Annotated in this window: 17 protein-coding genes; 2 read left to right on the top strand and 15 right to left on the bottom strand. The window is 46.9% G+C overall.

The annotated features are described in order from the left end of the window. Positions 1-100: 100 nt before the first annotated feature. Positions 101-2,554 (bottom strand): penicillin acylase family protein, encoded by a 2,454-nt coding sequence (locus tag NC796_RS05175; protein WP_310682735.1) that lies wholly within the window; start codon positions 2,552-2,554, stop codon positions 101-103. 199 nt (positions 2,555-2,753) lie between these two features. Here NC796_RS05175 and NC796_RS05170 point away from each other — a divergent pair, with 199 nt between their 5' ends. Then, positions 2,754-3,608 carry a 3-hydroxybutyryl-CoA dehydrogenase gene (locus NC796_RS05170; protein ID WP_310682733.1) on the top strand — a complete coding sequence of 285 codons (855 nt, stop codon included), beginning with the start codon at positions 2,754-2,756 and terminating at the stop codon, positions 3,606-3,608. Positions 3,609-3,882: 274 nt separating this feature from the next. On the opposite strand, the gene NC796_RS05165 is transcribed toward NC796_RS05170, so the two are convergent. The 5 genes from NC796_RS05165 to NC796_RS05145 form a co-directional block, all read right to left on the bottom strand. Then, positions 3,883-4,701 (bottom strand): methyltransferase domain-containing protein, encoded by an 819-nt coding sequence (locus tag NC796_RS05165; protein WP_310682731.1) that lies wholly within the window; start codon positions 4,699-4,701, stop codon positions 3,883-3,885. Positions 4,702-4,746: 45 nt separating this feature from the next. After that, a complete protein-coding gene (locus tag NC796_RS05160; RefSeq protein ID WP_310682729.1) occupies positions 4,747-4,947 on the bottom strand; it encodes a hypothetical protein in 201 nt (66 codons plus the stop codon). Between the two features lie 179 nt (positions 4,948-5,126). Beyond that, positions 5,127-6,047, bottom strand: a complete 921-nt coding sequence (locus NC796_RS05155) for an alpha/beta hydrolase (RefSeq protein ID WP_310682728.1) — start codon at positions 6,045-6,047, stop codon at positions 5,127-5,129. Positions 6,048-6,193: 146 nt separating this feature from the next. After that, a complete protein-coding gene (locus tag NC796_RS05150) occupies positions 6,194-7,831 on the bottom strand; it encodes a LuxR C-terminal-related transcriptional regulator (RefSeq protein ID WP_310682726.1) in 1,638 nt (545 codons plus the stop codon). Between the two features lie 205 nt (positions 7,832-8,036). Next, the gene (locus NC796_RS05145) at positions 8,037-8,369 is read right to left on the bottom strand and encodes a hypothetical protein (RefSeq protein WP_310682724.1); all 333 of its coding nucleotides are present in this window, start codon (positions 8,367-8,369) and stop codon (positions 8,037-8,039) included. A gap of 374 nt (positions 8,370-8,743) precedes the next feature. Here NC796_RS05145 and NC796_RS05140 point away from each other — a divergent pair, with 374 nt between their 5' ends. After that, positions 8,744-9,895, top strand: coding sequence for a tyrosine-type recombinase/integrase (locus NC796_RS05140; RefSeq protein ID WP_310682721.1), 1,152 nt, complete (start codon positions 8,744-8,746; stop codon positions 9,893-9,895). Positions 9,896-10,271: 376 nt separating this feature from the next. Here NC796_RS05140 and NC796_RS05135 read toward each other — a convergent pair whose 3' ends face one another. From NC796_RS05135 to NC796_RS05095, 9 genes are all read right to left on the bottom strand, one after another. After that, on the bottom strand, positions 10,272-11,129 hold the full coding sequence (locus NC796_RS05135) for a hypothetical protein (protein ID WP_310682719.1): 858 nt from the start codon (positions 11,127-11,129) through the stop codon (positions 10,272-10,274). Between the two features lie 824 nt (positions 11,130-11,953). After that, positions 11,954-12,427, bottom strand: coding sequence for a hypothetical protein (locus NC796_RS05130; RefSeq protein WP_310682717.1), 474 nt, complete (start codon positions 12,425-12,427; stop codon positions 11,954-11,956). A 26-nt stretch (positions 12,428-12,453) separates the two neighbouring features. Next, positions 12,454-13,200 (bottom strand): hypothetical protein, encoded by a 747-nt coding sequence (locus tag NC796_RS05125; RefSeq protein WP_310682715.1) that lies wholly within the window; start codon positions 13,198-13,200, stop codon positions 12,454-12,456. Between the two features lie 11 nt (positions 13,201-13,211). After that, entirely contained in the window at positions 13,212-13,511 is a 300-nt protein-coding gene (locus NC796_RS05120; RefSeq protein ID WP_310682713.1) for a hypothetical protein, read from the bottom strand. Then, entirely contained in the window at positions 13,489-13,746 is a 258-nt protein-coding gene (merF, locus tag NC796_RS05115) for a mercury resistance system transport protein MerF (protein WP_310682712.1), read from the bottom strand. Before merF ends, NC796_RS05120 begins: the two co-directional genes overlap by 23 nt. Before the next feature lie 31 nt (positions 13,747-13,777). After that, positions 13,778-15,421 carry a mercury(II) reductase gene (gene merA / locus NC796_RS05110; RefSeq protein ID WP_310682710.1) on the bottom strand — a complete coding sequence of 548 codons (1,644 nt, stop codon included), beginning with the start codon at positions 15,419-15,421 and terminating at the stop codon, positions 13,778-13,780. Positions 15,422-15,503: 82 nt separating this feature from the next. After that, positions 15,504-16,115 (bottom strand): mercuric transport protein MerTP, encoded by a 612-nt coding sequence (gene merTP / locus NC796_RS05105; protein WP_310682708.1) that lies wholly within the window; start codon positions 16,113-16,115, stop codon positions 15,504-15,506. Then, positions 16,112-16,492 carry a metalloregulator ArsR/SmtB family transcription factor gene (locus NC796_RS05100; protein WP_310682706.1) on the bottom strand — a complete coding sequence of 127 codons (381 nt, stop codon included), beginning with the start codon at positions 16,490-16,492 and terminating at the stop codon, positions 16,112-16,114. Before NC796_RS05100 ends, merTP begins: the two co-directional genes overlap by 4 nt. A 103-nt stretch (positions 16,493-16,595) precedes the next feature. Beyond that, the gene (locus NC796_RS05095; RefSeq protein WP_310682704.1) at positions 16,596-17,054 is read right to left on the bottom strand and encodes a heavy metal-responsive transcriptional regulator; all 459 of its coding nucleotides are present in this window, start codon (positions 17,052-17,054) and stop codon (positions 16,596-16,598) included. Between the last annotated feature and the right edge of the window lie 8 nt (positions 17,055-17,062).

Raw genomic sequence — 17,062 nt, 5'->3', positions numbered from 1 at the left:
GGTTTAATACAGCAATGTTTGGAATCTGGGTTCCCTGTGAGATCAGAATTACAGCACTTGTGAGGCACAACATACGTCAAAGATTTGTAATCTTACAACGTTACTCTGCTTCACTTTTGGATGGTCGAAGTATCATCGTTCGGCGCAGTGTTTCCTCAAAAAGAGAACTGTCCTGGTAAACGTATTTATATTGGCCGTTGAGCCAGCTTTCAGTCTGATCACTATAGTATTGTGAGAGCATTAAGCCAGACTGACCGGTTGGGGTAATTGAGAGCGTGCGCCCCAGGTCGGAAAGGTCTACAATCCGCCTGATGGAGGGGCCAAGGTTCATTTTATAGGGTTTGCTCCAGCTGTACGAGCCGTTGTTTACACTCATTTTGTGTCCCCTGGCGGCATATGGGCCTTTGTTCATCAGATTATTTACGATGAGTTTGAGCGCTGTGTTGGCATCGGGTTTTTCAGCAGCCTCTCCAAAAAGCTGGGGCTTCAGGGTTAGGGTATGAATATTTTCCCAGCGCCATTCATACGGTTCCTGGCCCAGCTCGGATTCCAGGAATGCAACGGTTTCCTGCATTGTGCTGACAATAAGATCAGACCGCGTTTCCACTCTTTCGGTATTTTTATCATCGAAAAAAGAGCTGTTCTGCTGCAGGGATCGCATTAACATCCGTGCGGGGAGACCGGAGTAACGAATGAAGTTGGAAAAGGCAGTTTCCCCCATTTCATCTTTATACAGGTTTTCATTAAGTCGAAGTGTAAAAACATCCATGATGGAAGCGGCCGTCTCGCTGGGTTCATACTGAAAATCCCAGTTTTCGAGGTAGGATATGACCGTCTCGAAATCATGATCAGAGTTTTTGAGCACCGGTAATATCATGCCGGCCATCTGCTGGGCATAGATGGAATAGGTGTCGAGCTGCATAGCCTGGAACACGGGCACCGAAAGCTGATCATTTTGTGTCAGGTATTGCTGAATGCGCTCATAGCGGGCATCCGGTTCCCAGTAGATAGAGAGATAATATGAGTTGTTTTCTGGTTGGATCGAGTTATTCGCATTCGCAACCCAGCCGGTATCGGGATTGATACTTTTGGGCAACTCTTCAAAAGGCACGTATCCCTGCCAGTCGTTTTCAGGTTTCCAACCCTCGCGCAGCAGGATTGGACTGCCACTTCGAATGGGCACGGCCCCCAGGCTGAACATCGCAATATTTCCACTGGTATCGGCATATATCAGGTTTTGGCCAGGTACTCTAAACTGGGGAAGGTGTTGCTGAAACTCCTCGAACGACTGTGCCCAGTTCATCCCCAAAAGAGCATCGACCTCGCTGCTGGGTTCATGGGCGTTCCACTTCATGGTGATCACCCGGTCTTCGGTAATCTCTTTGTTGTGGTGGATACCGGAGACCACCGGTCCATGCTTGGTCAATCGCCTGGTGAATGTGGTGTCATCGCTGTTTTTAACTTTGATCAGCTCCCGCTGAATTTCGAAGTCCCGGTAGACCGGTTGGCCATTCAGGGAGTCTGCCATGTATTGGGTCGAGTCGGTCGGGTTGATCGCTTCCATAAAAAAGTCGGAATCGTCCAGCACAATGTTTGTGAAGGTCCACGCCAGCACATCGTTTTGGCCAAGCACCATGATCGGGGCGCCGGCCAGTGTAGCTCCCGAGAGGTTTCTTCCATTGAGATTCAGATGCGCTTCATACCATTTGCCAGGCATGCTAAGCCCCAGGTGAGGATCTCCGGCCAGCAGAGGGTAGTCAGTATCGGATTTTTCAGCACTGACGGCCCAGGCGTTGCTGCCAATACTGAAGCCTTCCGCTTTTAAGATTTGGCGAAGTTTTTTGTCTCCCTCCAGCAGTCCCAACATTTTTTCGGGGGAAGTTGTTTTTAACTGCGTTTGTGCCAGGCTGTCGGATAGCAGACCGTTTTGGGGTAACAGCTCCACAAACTGTTGGGGGGACAGGTGTTGTGAAAGATAAGCCAGTGATAGCTCATTTTTCCACGCAATGTTGAGCTCCCAGGCCATCAGCCGGGCCAGGGCGAGCGAGTGCGTGACGGTCCACTCAATCGGTTCCATATCCACCAGAGAAAATTCCAGCGGCAGTTCATTGGGATGGCTTTCGACATAGTTGTTGACCCCTTCCGCATAGGATTGCAGGACTTGCCGTGTGGAGTCGGGCAACTGTTTTTCAATTTGCTGAGCCGTTTTCCAGAATCCGAGTGTGCGCTGGAAAATATCGGCTTCAATAAGATCCTCCCCCAGAAATTCCGCCAGACGACCTTCGGAAGCCATCTGCGTGAGGGTCATCTGCCAGAGCCGATCCTGGGCGTGCACATACCCCAGGCTGTAATACAGGTCGTGTTTATTATCGGCATAAATGTGGGGAACACCGTAGTAATCCCAGTGAATCTGAACCTCATTATTCAATCCCTGTATGGTATGCGTCGCTTCATAATCCGGCAGGGTTCGATAGAAAGTCCAGTAGATTCCGAGCCCGGTTAATCCGGTTAGAACGATTACTACAAGCAGCAGAATTTTCAGAAATTTGTTCATTGATGATGGGGTGAATCAAAAATTTGTAGAAATGTACAAAACTAAATTGTGGGTTCAATGGAGAAAGACAATTATCAATTAACAAATTGTTATTACTGAGATATGATAACGCTTGGTTTCTGCGAATAATACTTGACACTGAGCTCAGAAAATAACAGCCTGATAACAAGCAACCAATAACCAATAACTAGTAACTAAAATGGATATCAAGAAAGTAGCAGTCATTGGAGGTGGAACAATGGGGAACGGTATTGCTCATGTCTTTGCCATGAATGAGATCCCGGTTCACTTGGTGGAAACCTCGCAGGAGCTGGCGGATAAAGCTTTGGCTACCATCGAAAAGAACCTGGAGCGAATGGTTGAGAAGGCAAAGATCGATTCCGTTCAGAAAATTGAGACGCTCGACAATATTAAAACCTACACCAACCTCGTAAAGGGAGTCGAAGAAGCGGATCTTGTGGTAGAGGCCGTTCCAGAGGTTCTTGACCTGAAAAAGGAGGTGTTTCAAAAAGTTGATGAAGCGGTTTCCGAAGATACTATTTTAGCTTCCAACACGTCATCGATATCCATTACCAAGTTAGCCGCCGTTACCGGCCGCCCAGATCGATTTATCGGGATGCATTTCTTTAACCCGGTGCCGATTATGACGCTTGTGGAATTGGTGAAAGGGCTGGAAACGAGTAGTGAGACATTTGAGAGTGTAGAACAGATCTCCAAACTGATCGACAAGACACCGGTGGAAGCGGAAGATTCACCGGGATTTGTCTCCAATCGCGTGCTGATGCCGATGATCAACGAGGCGATCTTTTGCGTGCACGAAGGCGTAGCCGAGCCAGAGGATGTGGATACCGTCATGAAATTGGGGATGAATCACCCGATGGGCCCCTTGCGACTGGCAGATTTTATTGGCCTGGATGTGTGTCTGGATATTATGGAAGTACTGTATGATGGGTTCAAGGATCCGAAATATCGTCCTTGCCCACTGTTAGTCAAGATGGTGAATGCGGGCAAATTGGGGAATAAGACCGGGGAAGGGTTTTATGTGTATGATTAGGGTTAATAATCACGTAGTAGCCTACCAAAAGACTCTGAGTAGCCCACCAAAGAGGCTTGGGTAGCCTACCAAAGGGGCTTGGGTGGTCTGCCAAAGAGACTTGTGTAGCCTAGCAAAGAGGTTTGGGTAGTCTGGCAAAGAGTCTTGGTTATCATTTAGTAGTCTTATTCCCGTTGTGATATTTATTTTTCTAGTGATAAAAATCCGCCAGCAAATGGGAAGGTTGGTTCCTGATTGTCAAATAGCTACTGTCTAGCGTATACAACTACCGATATTATGTTTCCACTTTTTTGGCGCTCACTGTTACAATTCTCTGTTTATAGGTCATGGAACCATTTTGCGCAAATTTACTCCATTCTTTGGTCACCGCATATTCAAGAGCACTTTGCGACTTCTCGTCAGCTTCAGATACAACCGCCGCCATCGGGGTGCTGTGCACATACTGCCAGAGAAATTCTTCAGGACTTGGCAGTTTCAAGCTCTTGATTTCCGGCTGAATTTTAATCTCCTCAAATCCAGCGTTGCTCATAAGTTGATCAATTTCACCAGTGTCATGTAGGGAAAATACCTGCTTGACGAAACCAGCAGCTTTTGTACTTATATTTTGTTCCATTTCAGTTGCCATAATGGTAAACAGTTCTGATATCGGGCCGGGAACATTTAACAAAATACGTCCACCTGGGGTAAGTACACGCTGCATTTCCTGCAGGGCAACCACTTTATTTTCGATAAACTGAAGGCTCAATTGGCATATTACTACATCGAAGATCTCGTCAGACAGGGGCATCGCTTCTGCACTTGCCTGGTACCAGTCAATTACTGCGTCATCCGGGGCGATGGATCGCGCGACTGCCAGCATACCGGGATTGACATCCAGCCCGGAGACCGTGCCGTTTGGTGTGACTTTTTCTGCTGCCAGCCTGGCTACGATGCCTGTCCCACATGCAACATCAAGGACCTTCTCACCGGGCGTAAGTGCTGCCTCCCGAATGATATCTTCCGCCAGGGGGCGTCCAATAGCCGGAACAAAAAATTGTTCATAGTTTTCTGGTGCTTTTCTGCCAAAGGATTCGTCATAATGCTGATTAGTCATGTCAGTACCTCCTAATAGGTGTTTTTTCTTTGTAACTTAATTCATCTACTGCTTAGCGGTTGAGTTGTGAAGCCATAGTTCACAATCACTGTTTTCCGCTAAAAAACTTTTAAAGTTAACCTTCTCCTCGTTCTTGTTTGTTGTTTTTTCAGCGATGAAAAAACAAAGAAAAAAATCGCCGGCGCAGGTAAAGGTGACCTGAAGGTCTCTACGGTCCACTAAAAAAATCACAGATTTTTTCTTCACGCTTCCCTCCGATCCCTTCCGGGCGGTCAACTTTACCAAGGCCGGGTACCATCAGCCGAGCTAATAGAGTTAAGTTTGATAATGGGATCATATTTAATTCAACGTTTGTCGTCTTTGCCAGATCCTGAATCAATCTTAGTTCATAGGTTCAGGATGGCTGATAGGCATTACCTATCCGCTCAACGTGTTTCCTCGATTGAGTCTTTACTATTTTCGAGGGCGGTATATAGGGCTTTCACAAATGCTTCGGGCTGTTCGAGTTTGGGATCGTCCCGGGCATTTTCAATGACATATAGGGGCCATCCATGGCGTTCGCTTGTCGCTTCCGCGATTGACAGCTTGTTTGCCTTGTCATGGCGACCCCAGATTAATGCCGTTGACACGTCGATCTTTTCGAGATCATCCTCAGGTATCTTGGGAATACCAAGCGTTTTCATCAGGAATTGCATGGCATTACTACTTTCTTTGTCATTTGCGCATTCGAGATTGTATGCAATAAAAGGTTCCCAGTATTTCCCCATATTGCTCCTCAGATCATCTACATCGTACATACAATGTGGAAAGAAACGGTCGAAATTTTTCTCGGTCGGCCAGATCATAAAACGGAATAACCTGAAAGCGAAACTTGGGGCCGGTCTAAATTTTCCGAGTCCAAGAGAATTTACAAGTATCAACTGTCCCACTTGTTCTCCGTGATTCACACTAAAACGGGCCGCAATAGATCCGCCGAGAATATTTCCTACCAGTACGGGAGGAGTGGGACAGGTATGCTCTATCAGTTTACTGAGCCATTCGAATACAATATCTGCATTCAAGGTACCCCCGGCTATCCTAGAGGAACCGTGGCCCGGCAAATCGGGAACAATCACTTTGTGTGTTTTTACCAGTTTGGGGATGACTCTCATCCACCAGACAGATGTTTCACCGGGGCCGTGCAGCAATATGACGGGTGGACCATCTCCGCCCGCCAATACGGCTGTTGACAGGCCTGCAAGCTCATAGCATTTTTCCGTGACTGGTAGATCTGCCAGCAGATGCTCACGATTCGTGCTTGTTTCGGTTTGTAGTTCCTTTTTATTGGGATGAATTTGTTTGTCCATGACATCCTCCGCTTCATTGGGGTTGGCTCACGAGAGATCACTCAGGGAATTCTCTAAAAGAATATAAATGACAAGACGGGCTCTCGAATCGGAGGGACTACCCAATTTTGTAGTGATGGGGAAATGGGTAGTATTACCCAAAAGGCTTAGATGAGATTATGTTCATAGGCATACGCCGTAGCAGCGGCACGCGATGGGACATTAAGTTTTCCCAGGATATTGCTGACATGCCGATCCACTGTTCGCTCGCTGATGAAAAGCTCAGCACCGATCTCTTTGTTCGTTTTTCCTGTGGCAAGCAGCTTCAATACCTGTTGCTCACGCGAGGTCAGTCCGTGCGCAGGATCCAGCGAGTCCTTGTCGAGATAGGAGTCCACCTTCTCAATGTCGGGTATGGCACCAAGTCGATGGAAAATCCACCGTGCAGCTTCAAGTTCCATCTGCATGGTGTCAGTATCACCGAGTTCGCGGCATGCCCGGGCAATGAGCAAGCGGGTGCGTGCAGATTCGTATGTCGCCTCAATACTTTGAAATAGCTCCCAGGCCCGGCGCAGTTTTTCGATTGATGAACGGGCTTCTCCATTAGCTAAAAGAATACTTCCCCCGGCATGATCGGCTTTGGCCTGCAGGTAGGGAGCCTTGAACTGAGATGCTATTTTTGAAAGTTCGTCTGCAGCTACACGTGCCGCAGAAATTTCACTAGTCTCAAGCATGATGTCTACAAATGCCGGCAACAGGCGGGAGCGACCTATGGGATCCTGTTTTTCTTTTTCTAATTGCTGGATCGCCGCTTTGGCCACATCGGGCTTTCCTTGTTCCAATCTTAGTAGCGCCAGGCCGGGTTGAGGCTTACGTCCAAATTTGCTGGCTTGTCGGTACATCTCCAGGGCTTTATTGGAATTGCCCTGTAGCCGGTAGAGTTCTGCGAGCCGGTAAAATGCTTCTCCTGCAGCGGGCTCTCCAGGGGGGGCGGAAAGCAGCTCACAAGCTCGTTTTACTTCTGTTATAGCGGCAGACCATTCTCCGTGGAGTTGCATAATCTCTGCGCGGCGGACCAGGCATTGCCCACGGTAGGGGACCAGCTCGGGGTGGGAATCGCACCAGCGGGTGAGTGCTGACGTCCATTCTTGTGCTCGGCGCAAGTCATAGATTTTTTGACAAGTTTCAATAACCGCACAATATACGATGCCAGCTACAATCGGGGATATTTCATCTGCAAGGATTGCTACCATCGCTTCGTCAAGCAGGGTAGTGCCTTCTTCAATCTTATTCTGGTTTATCAGGGCCTGTCCCCGGCCGAGCTGCCCCAATGTCATCAGATCTTTGTTCTGGAAATCCTCTCCAAGCTCTACAGCTCTGCTAAACAGTTGATGAGCAGTTTCATGGTCGCCACTGCGCATATGCTGTAGAGCCTCCGGCACCAGCAGAAATCCCTCCTCAGCACATACGTTTTGGTAGCTGTCAATTAGTCTGCGGGCACGGGCCATCCAGCCACTTCCCTGGGCACCTTCACCCAGATTGAACAGAATCATTCCGATCCAAAACGCGCAGTATACTGCATGCGGAATGGCATCACGCTCAAGGTATTCATGATGAGCCCGTGTCCAGATGTCTATACTTTCAGGTTCTTTACCGATAAGAAATGCTGCTTTAGCAAGATTTTGAAGGTCCTCGGGGGCAAGCGCTGTTTTGTTATCTGCTGATGAAAGAGCGGCGTACGCATCGGCCCAAGCCTGCTGCCTGAATGCTTTGCGGCCACTTTTGAGTTCTTTGGTTCGAGTCATAGGACTGTCCCTTACCCAAAAATTTATTAACCCAAACCGATTGTTTTATTTAGATCCAAGGTTAGGGCTTTTTTTCTAATTTAATACGATCGACACGAACTTCAAGAATCTGGAATGATATTTTGCTTCATCAGATCAAAAATAAAAAGAAAAGCAATACAAAATCCTTTCTTGACGAAAGAACAAACTGGGTTTTAGCTAGTATTCACCAAAACTTCCACCATGTAATACAGCCCTTCAAACGATCAGTAAAATATTGGCCCTGAAACCAGCCGAAGACACCGCAAATCGCAAGAAAAGCAACGATAACTATATTTGTTATATCACCAATAAAGCTAACCAGGGAATGGGCAGAAGAAAACATATAGAGCCCTCCGAGCCCAACGCCCGGGAATAGCCAGAAACCGATAATCTGCACTAAAAGGAACCCGAGAAATATTGAGAATAACGAATGGAGTACTCGTTCTTTTCGAGTTGGGACGTCCAGATGCCTGGTTTCATCGATCTGAATTACTTCCTCTTCATGATTACTTTCCATAAAAGAAAATCAAATTTATAACGCGTTTAGGGATTAAACTTAATGGCAAAAAACAGATAAATCCCCTCTGTGTCATCCCGGATCTCCGACATCTGTCGGAGAACTAGCGTTGATCACTTGTTGGTCTATATCAACGTCATGAACCCCACGAGATCCTGAAACAAGTTCAGGATGATGTGGGTTAGCAGATTTTTTAATGACCTCATCAAAAACAAACTTAAAAGCCCATTAAACACATTTATAGGTTATAATAAGCTTTTCTTTCACTCCCGGAAAAATGAAACTTTTTCACGAGAGCAACATTTTTTCCTTTTCCGGTAGTACAAATAGTAGTACATTTTGGTTGACTACTAACCAATCCCAACCTACGAAATATGGCCAGCTTAAAAAAACGAGGGGGCAACTATTCCCTAGTCTTCAAGACGCACCTGGATGGAAAACCGATTACCAAAACCTACGCACTGGGCACCCGCTACAAAAAGGTCGCCGAACAAAAGAAGTTGGAGTACGAACGGCTCTATGAGGCCGGTCAGATCAATCCCTTTGCCGACGACTGGAACCTCAAAGAATTTGAGAAAACCCAGAAACTCAATGGTACCGCGTTTACCAGTCCATTTCTTAAGAGTCTGCGCGAACAGTTTTTAGCCCAAAAAACGAATGTCACAGCGAAGACCAAACAGACCTACCGGTATATTCTCCAGGAGTTTGCCGAGCAGGTAGGCGAAACCATGCCGATTAGTCGGGTTAACACGGGCGACATACGGGTGTTTTGCCTTCGGGAGGAACTGGCCTTAGCCTCACAGAAAAATTACCTTGGCCATCTTCGGGCCTTTTTCAATTGGGTTGTAGAAAATGACATTATCGAAGAAAATCCGTGCGATGATATTCGTTTGCCAAAAGTTCGAGATAATTTGGTGGAAAAGATTATTGACCAGCAGCAGCTCAACAAACTATTTAATACATTCCGGACATATCAACATGCCCAGCGTAAGGCCGGAACCATTAAACATCCCCGGCAAATGCAATTTTGGTTTAAGCCCCTGATTACCCTGACCTTTTATACCGGGCTGCGCCTCAAGGAAGTGACCCAGCTGCAGTGGTCCCATGTGAATCTGGAAGAACGGTTCTTGCGGGTTACCGATACCAAGAACGGGCTGGAACGGTCCGTTCCCATTTTTGATCCGGTCTACTGGCGGCTTCGGGCGTGGCAGAAGTTTATGGGAAATCCCCAAACCGGCTACGTATTTCCCAGCCCGAAATCAACCGACAAGCACCACATCAAACTAGCGGGCCGGACTGTTTCGACGCAATTTAAGTTTTATTGCAAGAAAGCCGGATTTAAGGACTCCATTCATTTTCACGGGCTGCGCCACTCGTGCGCGACCTTTCTGCTTCGTAGCGGCTTCAACGTAATTGAGGTTAAAAATATGTTGGGCCACAAACGCATTGAAGTAACTAACAGGTATGTACACCTGGCTGCCAATGATTTGCTGGCTACAGCCAACCGTAATGGGCTGATTACCTAAAGGATTATAGAACCAAAGTAAGTTGTAAAAAGTATGAGAGTAGGTTTTAAAAGGTACTAACATAGTCACCTTTCAATTAAATTAAATATTAAACGGGGGTACCTTGGTCTCTATGTTCCAAAGCCAGTACGAGATATCGCTGTGCCAGCAATGGGCTGCAATTTGGGAATTTTATGTAGTACTTTTTGTAGTACCAAGGGGGAATTGTGGGAAACAGTTTCCCGAAAAAGCCTTACATATATGTAATTTTGAACTATTTAACATTTTTTCCAGTTAAAATTGCTAAAATTACTAAAATAAAAACACCAGGCACCTAAAGATTGATGCCTGGCGCTATAACCAAGAAGTCGACTTTATCTTTTTTGCTTATCCATGGTTAATCGTCGTCATTTTGCTCATCGTCTTCATCAACTTCGACACTTTTGAATCCGTTTTCAATTTCGACTTCGAATTCAAGAATTTGCCCGGTACTTTCGTAATCGTATTGTGACAAGTCTCTGACCGTTCCGTCATTGCGAAGGAACCAGGCTGCCGGATCAATATTGACTCTGAGCAGTTTGTTTACCGTATTTTCACCAACTTCCAAGGGCGGGCTGAACTCTATTTCAATTTCAAGCTCCGCTTCTGCAAAGGTTTTAAAGGCGGTCGTATCTCCTTGGCTGGAGATAAAATCCCCGATTATAACCATGCTCACTTCGTCTGGCCAGTCCGGGAATTCACCACGTACTTGGTTGATCAACTGCTGCTTGTATTCTCGTTCTTCCCCGTCTTCTTCATCTAGGTCCAGATCATCGAGCTCAAATTCAAGTTCCTTGTAAAGTCCAGGTTGAATTGGTGCGGTATCCAGATTCAGTGTATCTCCTTGTAGGGGCAGGTCAACGAAAAAGGGTTTGGATTCAAACTCTTCGCACTGGTCTTCGGCGCCGCCCTCGGTATCCTCACATTCTCCGTCTGAACGTTCGAGTTCGAAATCCTCCACGATGAAGCGGAGGTCATGGATAATCAGCTTTCCGTTATTTCCTTCAATGGTCAGCGTATCGCTGGTCTGCTGGAGCTGGTTGGAAGAAGAGATTTTGGCTTTCGAGGCGGAAGAAATTGGGGTCGCGAACTGAAGGGTTACATCACCCTGTGAGGGACTACCGCTGTTTGTAGCCGACTCGCATCCTGTCAGGGATAAGCCTGTGGCCAGGGTAAGTACAACCAATATATTGAGTATTTTTTTGTTCTGTAGCATGATATGTCCAAATATTTAGTTCATATAGTTATATTTTGTTGAGCAACCTATTGCAAGTGTAATACACATAAGAACCAGTGGTACCCCCAATAGCCTACCTTTTACCAGCTATTGTTTCTGATGTTCCATGCCTACCCTATTCTGATTAGATCTACGACAAAGTGCACAACAACTTTTAAGGCTGGATAGTTATGATAATACCTTGGAAAGCTTGGAAAACAGCATTTGTCTCACAGGTTTTTATTTATAGGAAAGGTTATAATTAAGGGATCAATTATCGAATCTCTTTATCCAATGAAATTGTAAAAATTTTGCTGCTCAAAAAAATATGCCCCTAGCCGTTCAAAGCTAGGGACCCTGACTATTCATCAAGAGAGACGCTACTTGAAAGTAGCGCGTAACGAAATTTGATAAAATTTAATAGAATTCAAACCTGTGGATTAGACCTAATTAAGATTTAAAAGATATGCGTATAGAACTTTTCGTTACCATTAGTGGCAATAAAACTTGTACATAAAAAGCTACTTATGTATATAGTGGGAAATCCAGATAATGGAATATTCCATAGTTACTAATCAACTTGAAGTGATCGTGAGTTAAAGGCAAAGGTAATGCAACTATATCATATACGGAATATCGGAAGCATGAAGGATAAGCATAGACCATCTTTTTAGTGCTGTGAGCCGCCTGATCCGGTTCCGATGACGATGAGGTCAAATTTATTCGAAGCCATAGTCATTTCCATTTTTAAAATGTTAGCAATATTTCCGTATCAAATTTATATCTGAAAGAATATGCACCGGCGACTGCGGCCATATATAATTTCATTTAAGTGCGGAAAGATAAGCGTGATACAAAGCCTCTTTGTTGTTTTCATTAAAGGTTCCTTCCCAAATTCCTAGCGAGTTATTCAGATAATGAAACTGTTTATTATCTGTTCCAAAGCGTAGAGCAGCGGTTAGTTTCCATAGATAAGGATGTTCAGAGTCATATCCTCTGAATCCATAACCCCGCGCATTAAATGAAATCTCTGCTCCATTTTCAGTAGTCATCAGCCCGGTAAAGTAGGTGTTGCAGAGATGCATCCCGGGTGGCGGAGTATCCCCTTTTTTTGTCCATAGAAATGCACAATTTTCGGCATTGAGCCGCCATATGAAGTGGCCGGTTATCTTATCGCCTTCCATGGTTCCCCTTCCTTTTCCAATGTAGGATCCGGGTTCGCTTTCGTCAAAAAAAGGTGTTTCAATAGAATCGTCATATTGTAACACGGCTTTAAAAAGAGGTTTTAAACTACTCATTCTGTTAACTGACTGTTTCATGTTATTCAACCTAAGTTTTTGTTTAGTAGAAACGGCACTAACCATCGCTTATCTTCCCCTTTTAGAAAATACTGCACGCCTATTCCCAGTATGATCCCAAATGCGATGTGGGCTATCAGGGTGCTGAGAAACAGTTGGGGCCAGGCATAGTTGATGCCGAATGGCCCAACCATCGGCTCCATAGGTGGTGCTGTCATCATACCGATTTCGACCAGGATTAGCCAGAATACCGCCCAGCTTATCGCGCTTTTATAGCCGGATTGCTTACCCCACACAAAAGCATAAATCAATCCGAAGTTGGCGCCGTTCAGGAAGTGGATGACAAAGCCAACCGAGTAGTACCAGGCGAAATTCTTGCTGCCGGTAGCAATCATGCCGAACATTTCAGGAGTGTCACCGGGTAGCCATTCATAGATGACCGCCATCTGCCGAAAAAAATCCAGTCCAACCGTAGCCAGCGCACCAATGCCGAAACCGACTACAATCCGCCGATAAACATCCGGGTAGTGCGTTTTGCAGTACCACGCTATAACAATTAATCCCAGAATCGCCGGGATATAGACAAATGGAATATATCCGCTGGCAAACTGATGGGCGGTCATGATCATCTCCGGTCCCTTTATTTTTTCTATCACAAGCTGAGCATAGCCGGTCGAGAGCGTCACCAGCTGAATAGGTACGGCCCCGCCCAAGAACAGGGCCAGCAGGATGAGCAGGATGCGTTTGGTATCTTTCGATTGTGTTGTATTCATCGCGGACTCCATCATTTTCTATTAGACTGAATTTCCGTTGATTTATTTCCTTTTCCAGAGTGAGAGGTGGTAGATGAGGAGCTGTTTTTATGCCTGAAAAACAAGTACCCTGCTATGGAAACAGCAAGCCCTCCAATGGCAATAGCCCAAAATCCCCTGGACGCGAGCATGGCCGACATCCCTACTCCTCCGAGCAGCACAAACAGGGCCACTCCAATACAGCAGATCACGTGGAGCAGAAGAATCACGAGTGCGGGCACAGCATCCGCCCAGTCATTGCGTTGGTTGTTAGTACTTTCGGCCTTCTTCATCTTTTTGCTTTGATGATTTATTTTTTTGGTACTGATTATAACCAATGAGAAGCAGTGCCATGAAGATGAAAAGTGCGGGAAGGAGCACATAGTCGAGGTAGGCGGTAAAGGCCGCCAGCCCCACGGTAGCAAATCCCCACATCAGCAGCGGCGTAAAACAGCAAATAGCTGCAACAAGCATACCCCAGAAACCGACTTTGGCATATTTGTTTTTCAGGAAATCAAAACGAGACATAGATATTTTGGTATTAATTGGGGATTGTCATTTATACAGCGCAGCAGCTAAGCTTCTTGACGTCTTTGTCGAAAGTGAGCGCCGCTAATTTAATACCTTCCGACAGGGTCAGGTAAGGATAGAATTCAGATTTGAGCGACTGCACAGTCACCCCATGCCGCATAGCCAAGGCCAGCTCCATCAGCAGCTCCGAGCCCTCTGGGGCCAGGATGCGTGCGCCCACCAGCCGGTCGTTTTCTCTGTTTCGGATCAGCTTGATGAACCCGCGGGTATCGCGGGCCGCAATGGAGCGGGGCACGTTGTCCAGGGTAAGCTTGGCGGTGTCGTAGTCAATACCGGCTTCGCGGGCCTGAAGCTCATCCATGCCGATGCCGGCTACCTGTGGGTTGGTGAAAATCACCCACGGCAGCACCGAATAGTCGGCTTTTCGGGAAGAACTGCGGAAAGCATTTTCTGCCGCCAAGTTACCCTCGTAAGCGGCGGTATAGACATACTGGTGCTTGCCGGTCACATCGCCGGCGGCAAAGATATTGGGAACGGATGTACGCATGGTTTTGTCCACGGGCAGGTAGCCGCGTCCTTTGGTGGCAAGACCTACATTTTTCAGTCCCAGGTCTTTGGTATTGCCCCGGCGACCGGTGGCAACCAAAAGATGGGTGGCTTTGAGGGTGGTTTCTTTGCCGTCCACAGTCAATGATACCACTTTTCCATCTCCGTCAGACTGTACCTGTTGAAGTTCGGTATTGGTGAGCACGGCGATACCTTCCGCTTCCAGGTATCCGGTCAGCGCCTGTGCCAGCTCTTTGGGCTGGTCGCTGAGCACGTGCTCCGAGCGTTGTACGATGGTCACTTTTGAACCCAACCGTGCAAAAAGCTGAGCGTTTTCCAAGGCGATATAGCCACCGCCTAATACAATCAGATGTTCGGGGAGTTCTTTGAGCTCGTAGGCGGTTTCGTTGGTCAGGTAGCCGGTCTCTTCCAGTCCCGGCACGTCCGGGACAAAGGTGGATGCCCCGGTGGCGATCAGAATGTTATCGGCATGGTACGTTTCGCCTCCTGCCTCGACCGTATGCTCGTCAACCAGGGTGCCTCGTTCTTCCAGCAGGGTAATGCTGGGATCGTCTTTGATCACGTCGATATACTTTTGCTGGCGCAGATCCTGAACCATCTCCCGTTTCTGGTCGATGATCTTCTTGAAATCGGTAATACGACTTTGTGTTTCAATGCCTTCAAAACCGGGATTCTTTGCCCGATGGTGGGCCTCGGCAGCACGAATCAGCGTCTTGGAGGGCACGCAGCCCACGTTCACGCAGGTACCTCCGGTGGGCAGCCCTTTGTTGATGATGAGGGCGGTGCCACCCAGCTCGCTGGCCTTGATGGCTGCGGCAAAGGCGGTGGAACCGCCGCCGATGATCACCAGAGAATACCGGCTCCTGCCGTTATCCTGGTCACCGATTTCACCGGTTACCTTGTAGTGTCCAGTCGCATTGATAGTGTCGATCAGTTCCTCTTTGGTGATTTGTTCCGGATCGTAGGTGATCTCGGCTTGCTCGTCGGGGTAGCTGACGGTTTTGTCCAGCACTCCCTTTTTATCCTCAAATTGGTTGGCCACGGTTCGGGCACAGCCGTCACAGGTCATGCCGCTTATGGATACTTTCAAGGTTTGTTCTTTCATAACATTTATTATTTAAGCAAATTCTTAAATTAATGATAGAATAAATGGTCGGGTATGGTCAAAGCAGGTAATACGGCTACTGCTAATTGGCCTGCTTCTCGGCTACCGTAAAACCGGTTTTGTTGATAGCGGCTTTAATTGTTTCCTGGTTGGTCTTGCTCTGGTCATACTTGATGGTTGCCTTACCAGCATCATAGGAAGCGGCGGCTTCCAGAACTCCATCTACACCGCTGGCAGCATTTTCGACAGTTGCCTCACAGCCGGTGCAGGTCATCCCTTTGATGTCCCAGGTGATGGTTTGCACCTGGCTTTCCTGCACGTACACGACCTGCTTGTCCTGTTTAGGGAAAAAGGCATCCGAGTAGTAGGGAAAAGCCAGCAGTAGTGCGGCCAGTATGGTTACGATACCTAAAAATCCCTTGGTGTTCCAGAACGAGGGATCTTCCTCACAGGCGCACTCCGGATCCCATTGGGGTTTAAGTTTTTGGTACCAGGCAAAGCCCAGCAGCAAAGCGGTAAGCCCTATCAAGTACGGGCGAAAGGGCTCGATCCACGAAAAGGTAGATGCCACACCGCCGATACCTGCCAGAAATGCGAGCACTGGAGTTACGCAACAAAGGGACGCGACAAACGCGGCAAACAGGCCGGCACCCATCCACTTTGTATCAGTGTTATCTTGGTTTTGCTCCTTCATGCGGCTAATACCTCCAGAATATTGTTATCTTTGATTTGATCGAAATTTGGTGAAAGAATCCTGTTAAATAGCGGATTCAACGAATAAAAAATAGTTTGCCCGTCCCGCTCGGTCTCCACCAGTCCTCCGTCTTTGAGTTTGCGAAGGTGCTGGGAGACCGCCGGTACGCTCATATCCAGGATATCACTCAGGTCGCAGGGACAAAGCTCATCTTCCTTGTTAAGAAGGTAAAGGATTTTTAGACGTACGTCATTGGCAGTCAGCTTAAGAATGTCCACCAGTCGGTCAATGGATTCTTCTACTTCGTCCAGGGACTCAATGCACCTGTTAATCTGATTAAGGTCAGCGACCTCACGAATACATTCTTGTTTGCTCATGATTGTTGGGGGTTAGTTGTGTTTCATTAATACAACACGAATATAATAAATATATTATTTAATTAAATACTTAAATAAAGATAAAAAATATCTCTACTTGCTATTATCTTAAATTCTGTCCTGTATCAGTCTCTCCTTCCAAGGCACCAAGAATAGGGCAATCACCTTTCGGTCCTTCCCCCGCGCATGAGTCGATCAGCTCAAGCAGGGTCCACTTAATTCGCTGTAGATCTTCGATTTTTTTTACCACATCCTGGTATTTTTCTTGCGCCTCACTTTTGATCTCGGTGCAAGTGGTGTGCTCGTCCATACGAAGATCCAGCAGCTCCTGGATCTCACTTAGGGTGAAGCCCAGTTCCTGTGCTCGTTTAATAAACTTGATCTGGTCGATATGCCGTTGGGTAAAAATCCGGTAGCCCGACCGACGACGATCTGGTTGTGGAATAAGCTCTCGCTTTTCGTAGTAGCGAACCGTTTCTTTGTTGACGGAAGCTCTGCGGGCCACTTCCCCGATTTTGTAGGTTGTGATGCCCTCATACTTTTCGTCCATGTTTTCTCTCATAATTTCGA

Source organism: Aliifodinibius sp. S!AR15-10, from assembly GCF_031569985.1.
Lineage (GTDB): Bacteria > Bacteroidota > Rhodothermia > Balneolales > Balneolaceae > JAMQKA01.
The sequence above is the reverse complement of the archived record's forward strand: the minus strand, read 5'-3'. Positions and strand labels throughout refer to the sequence as shown.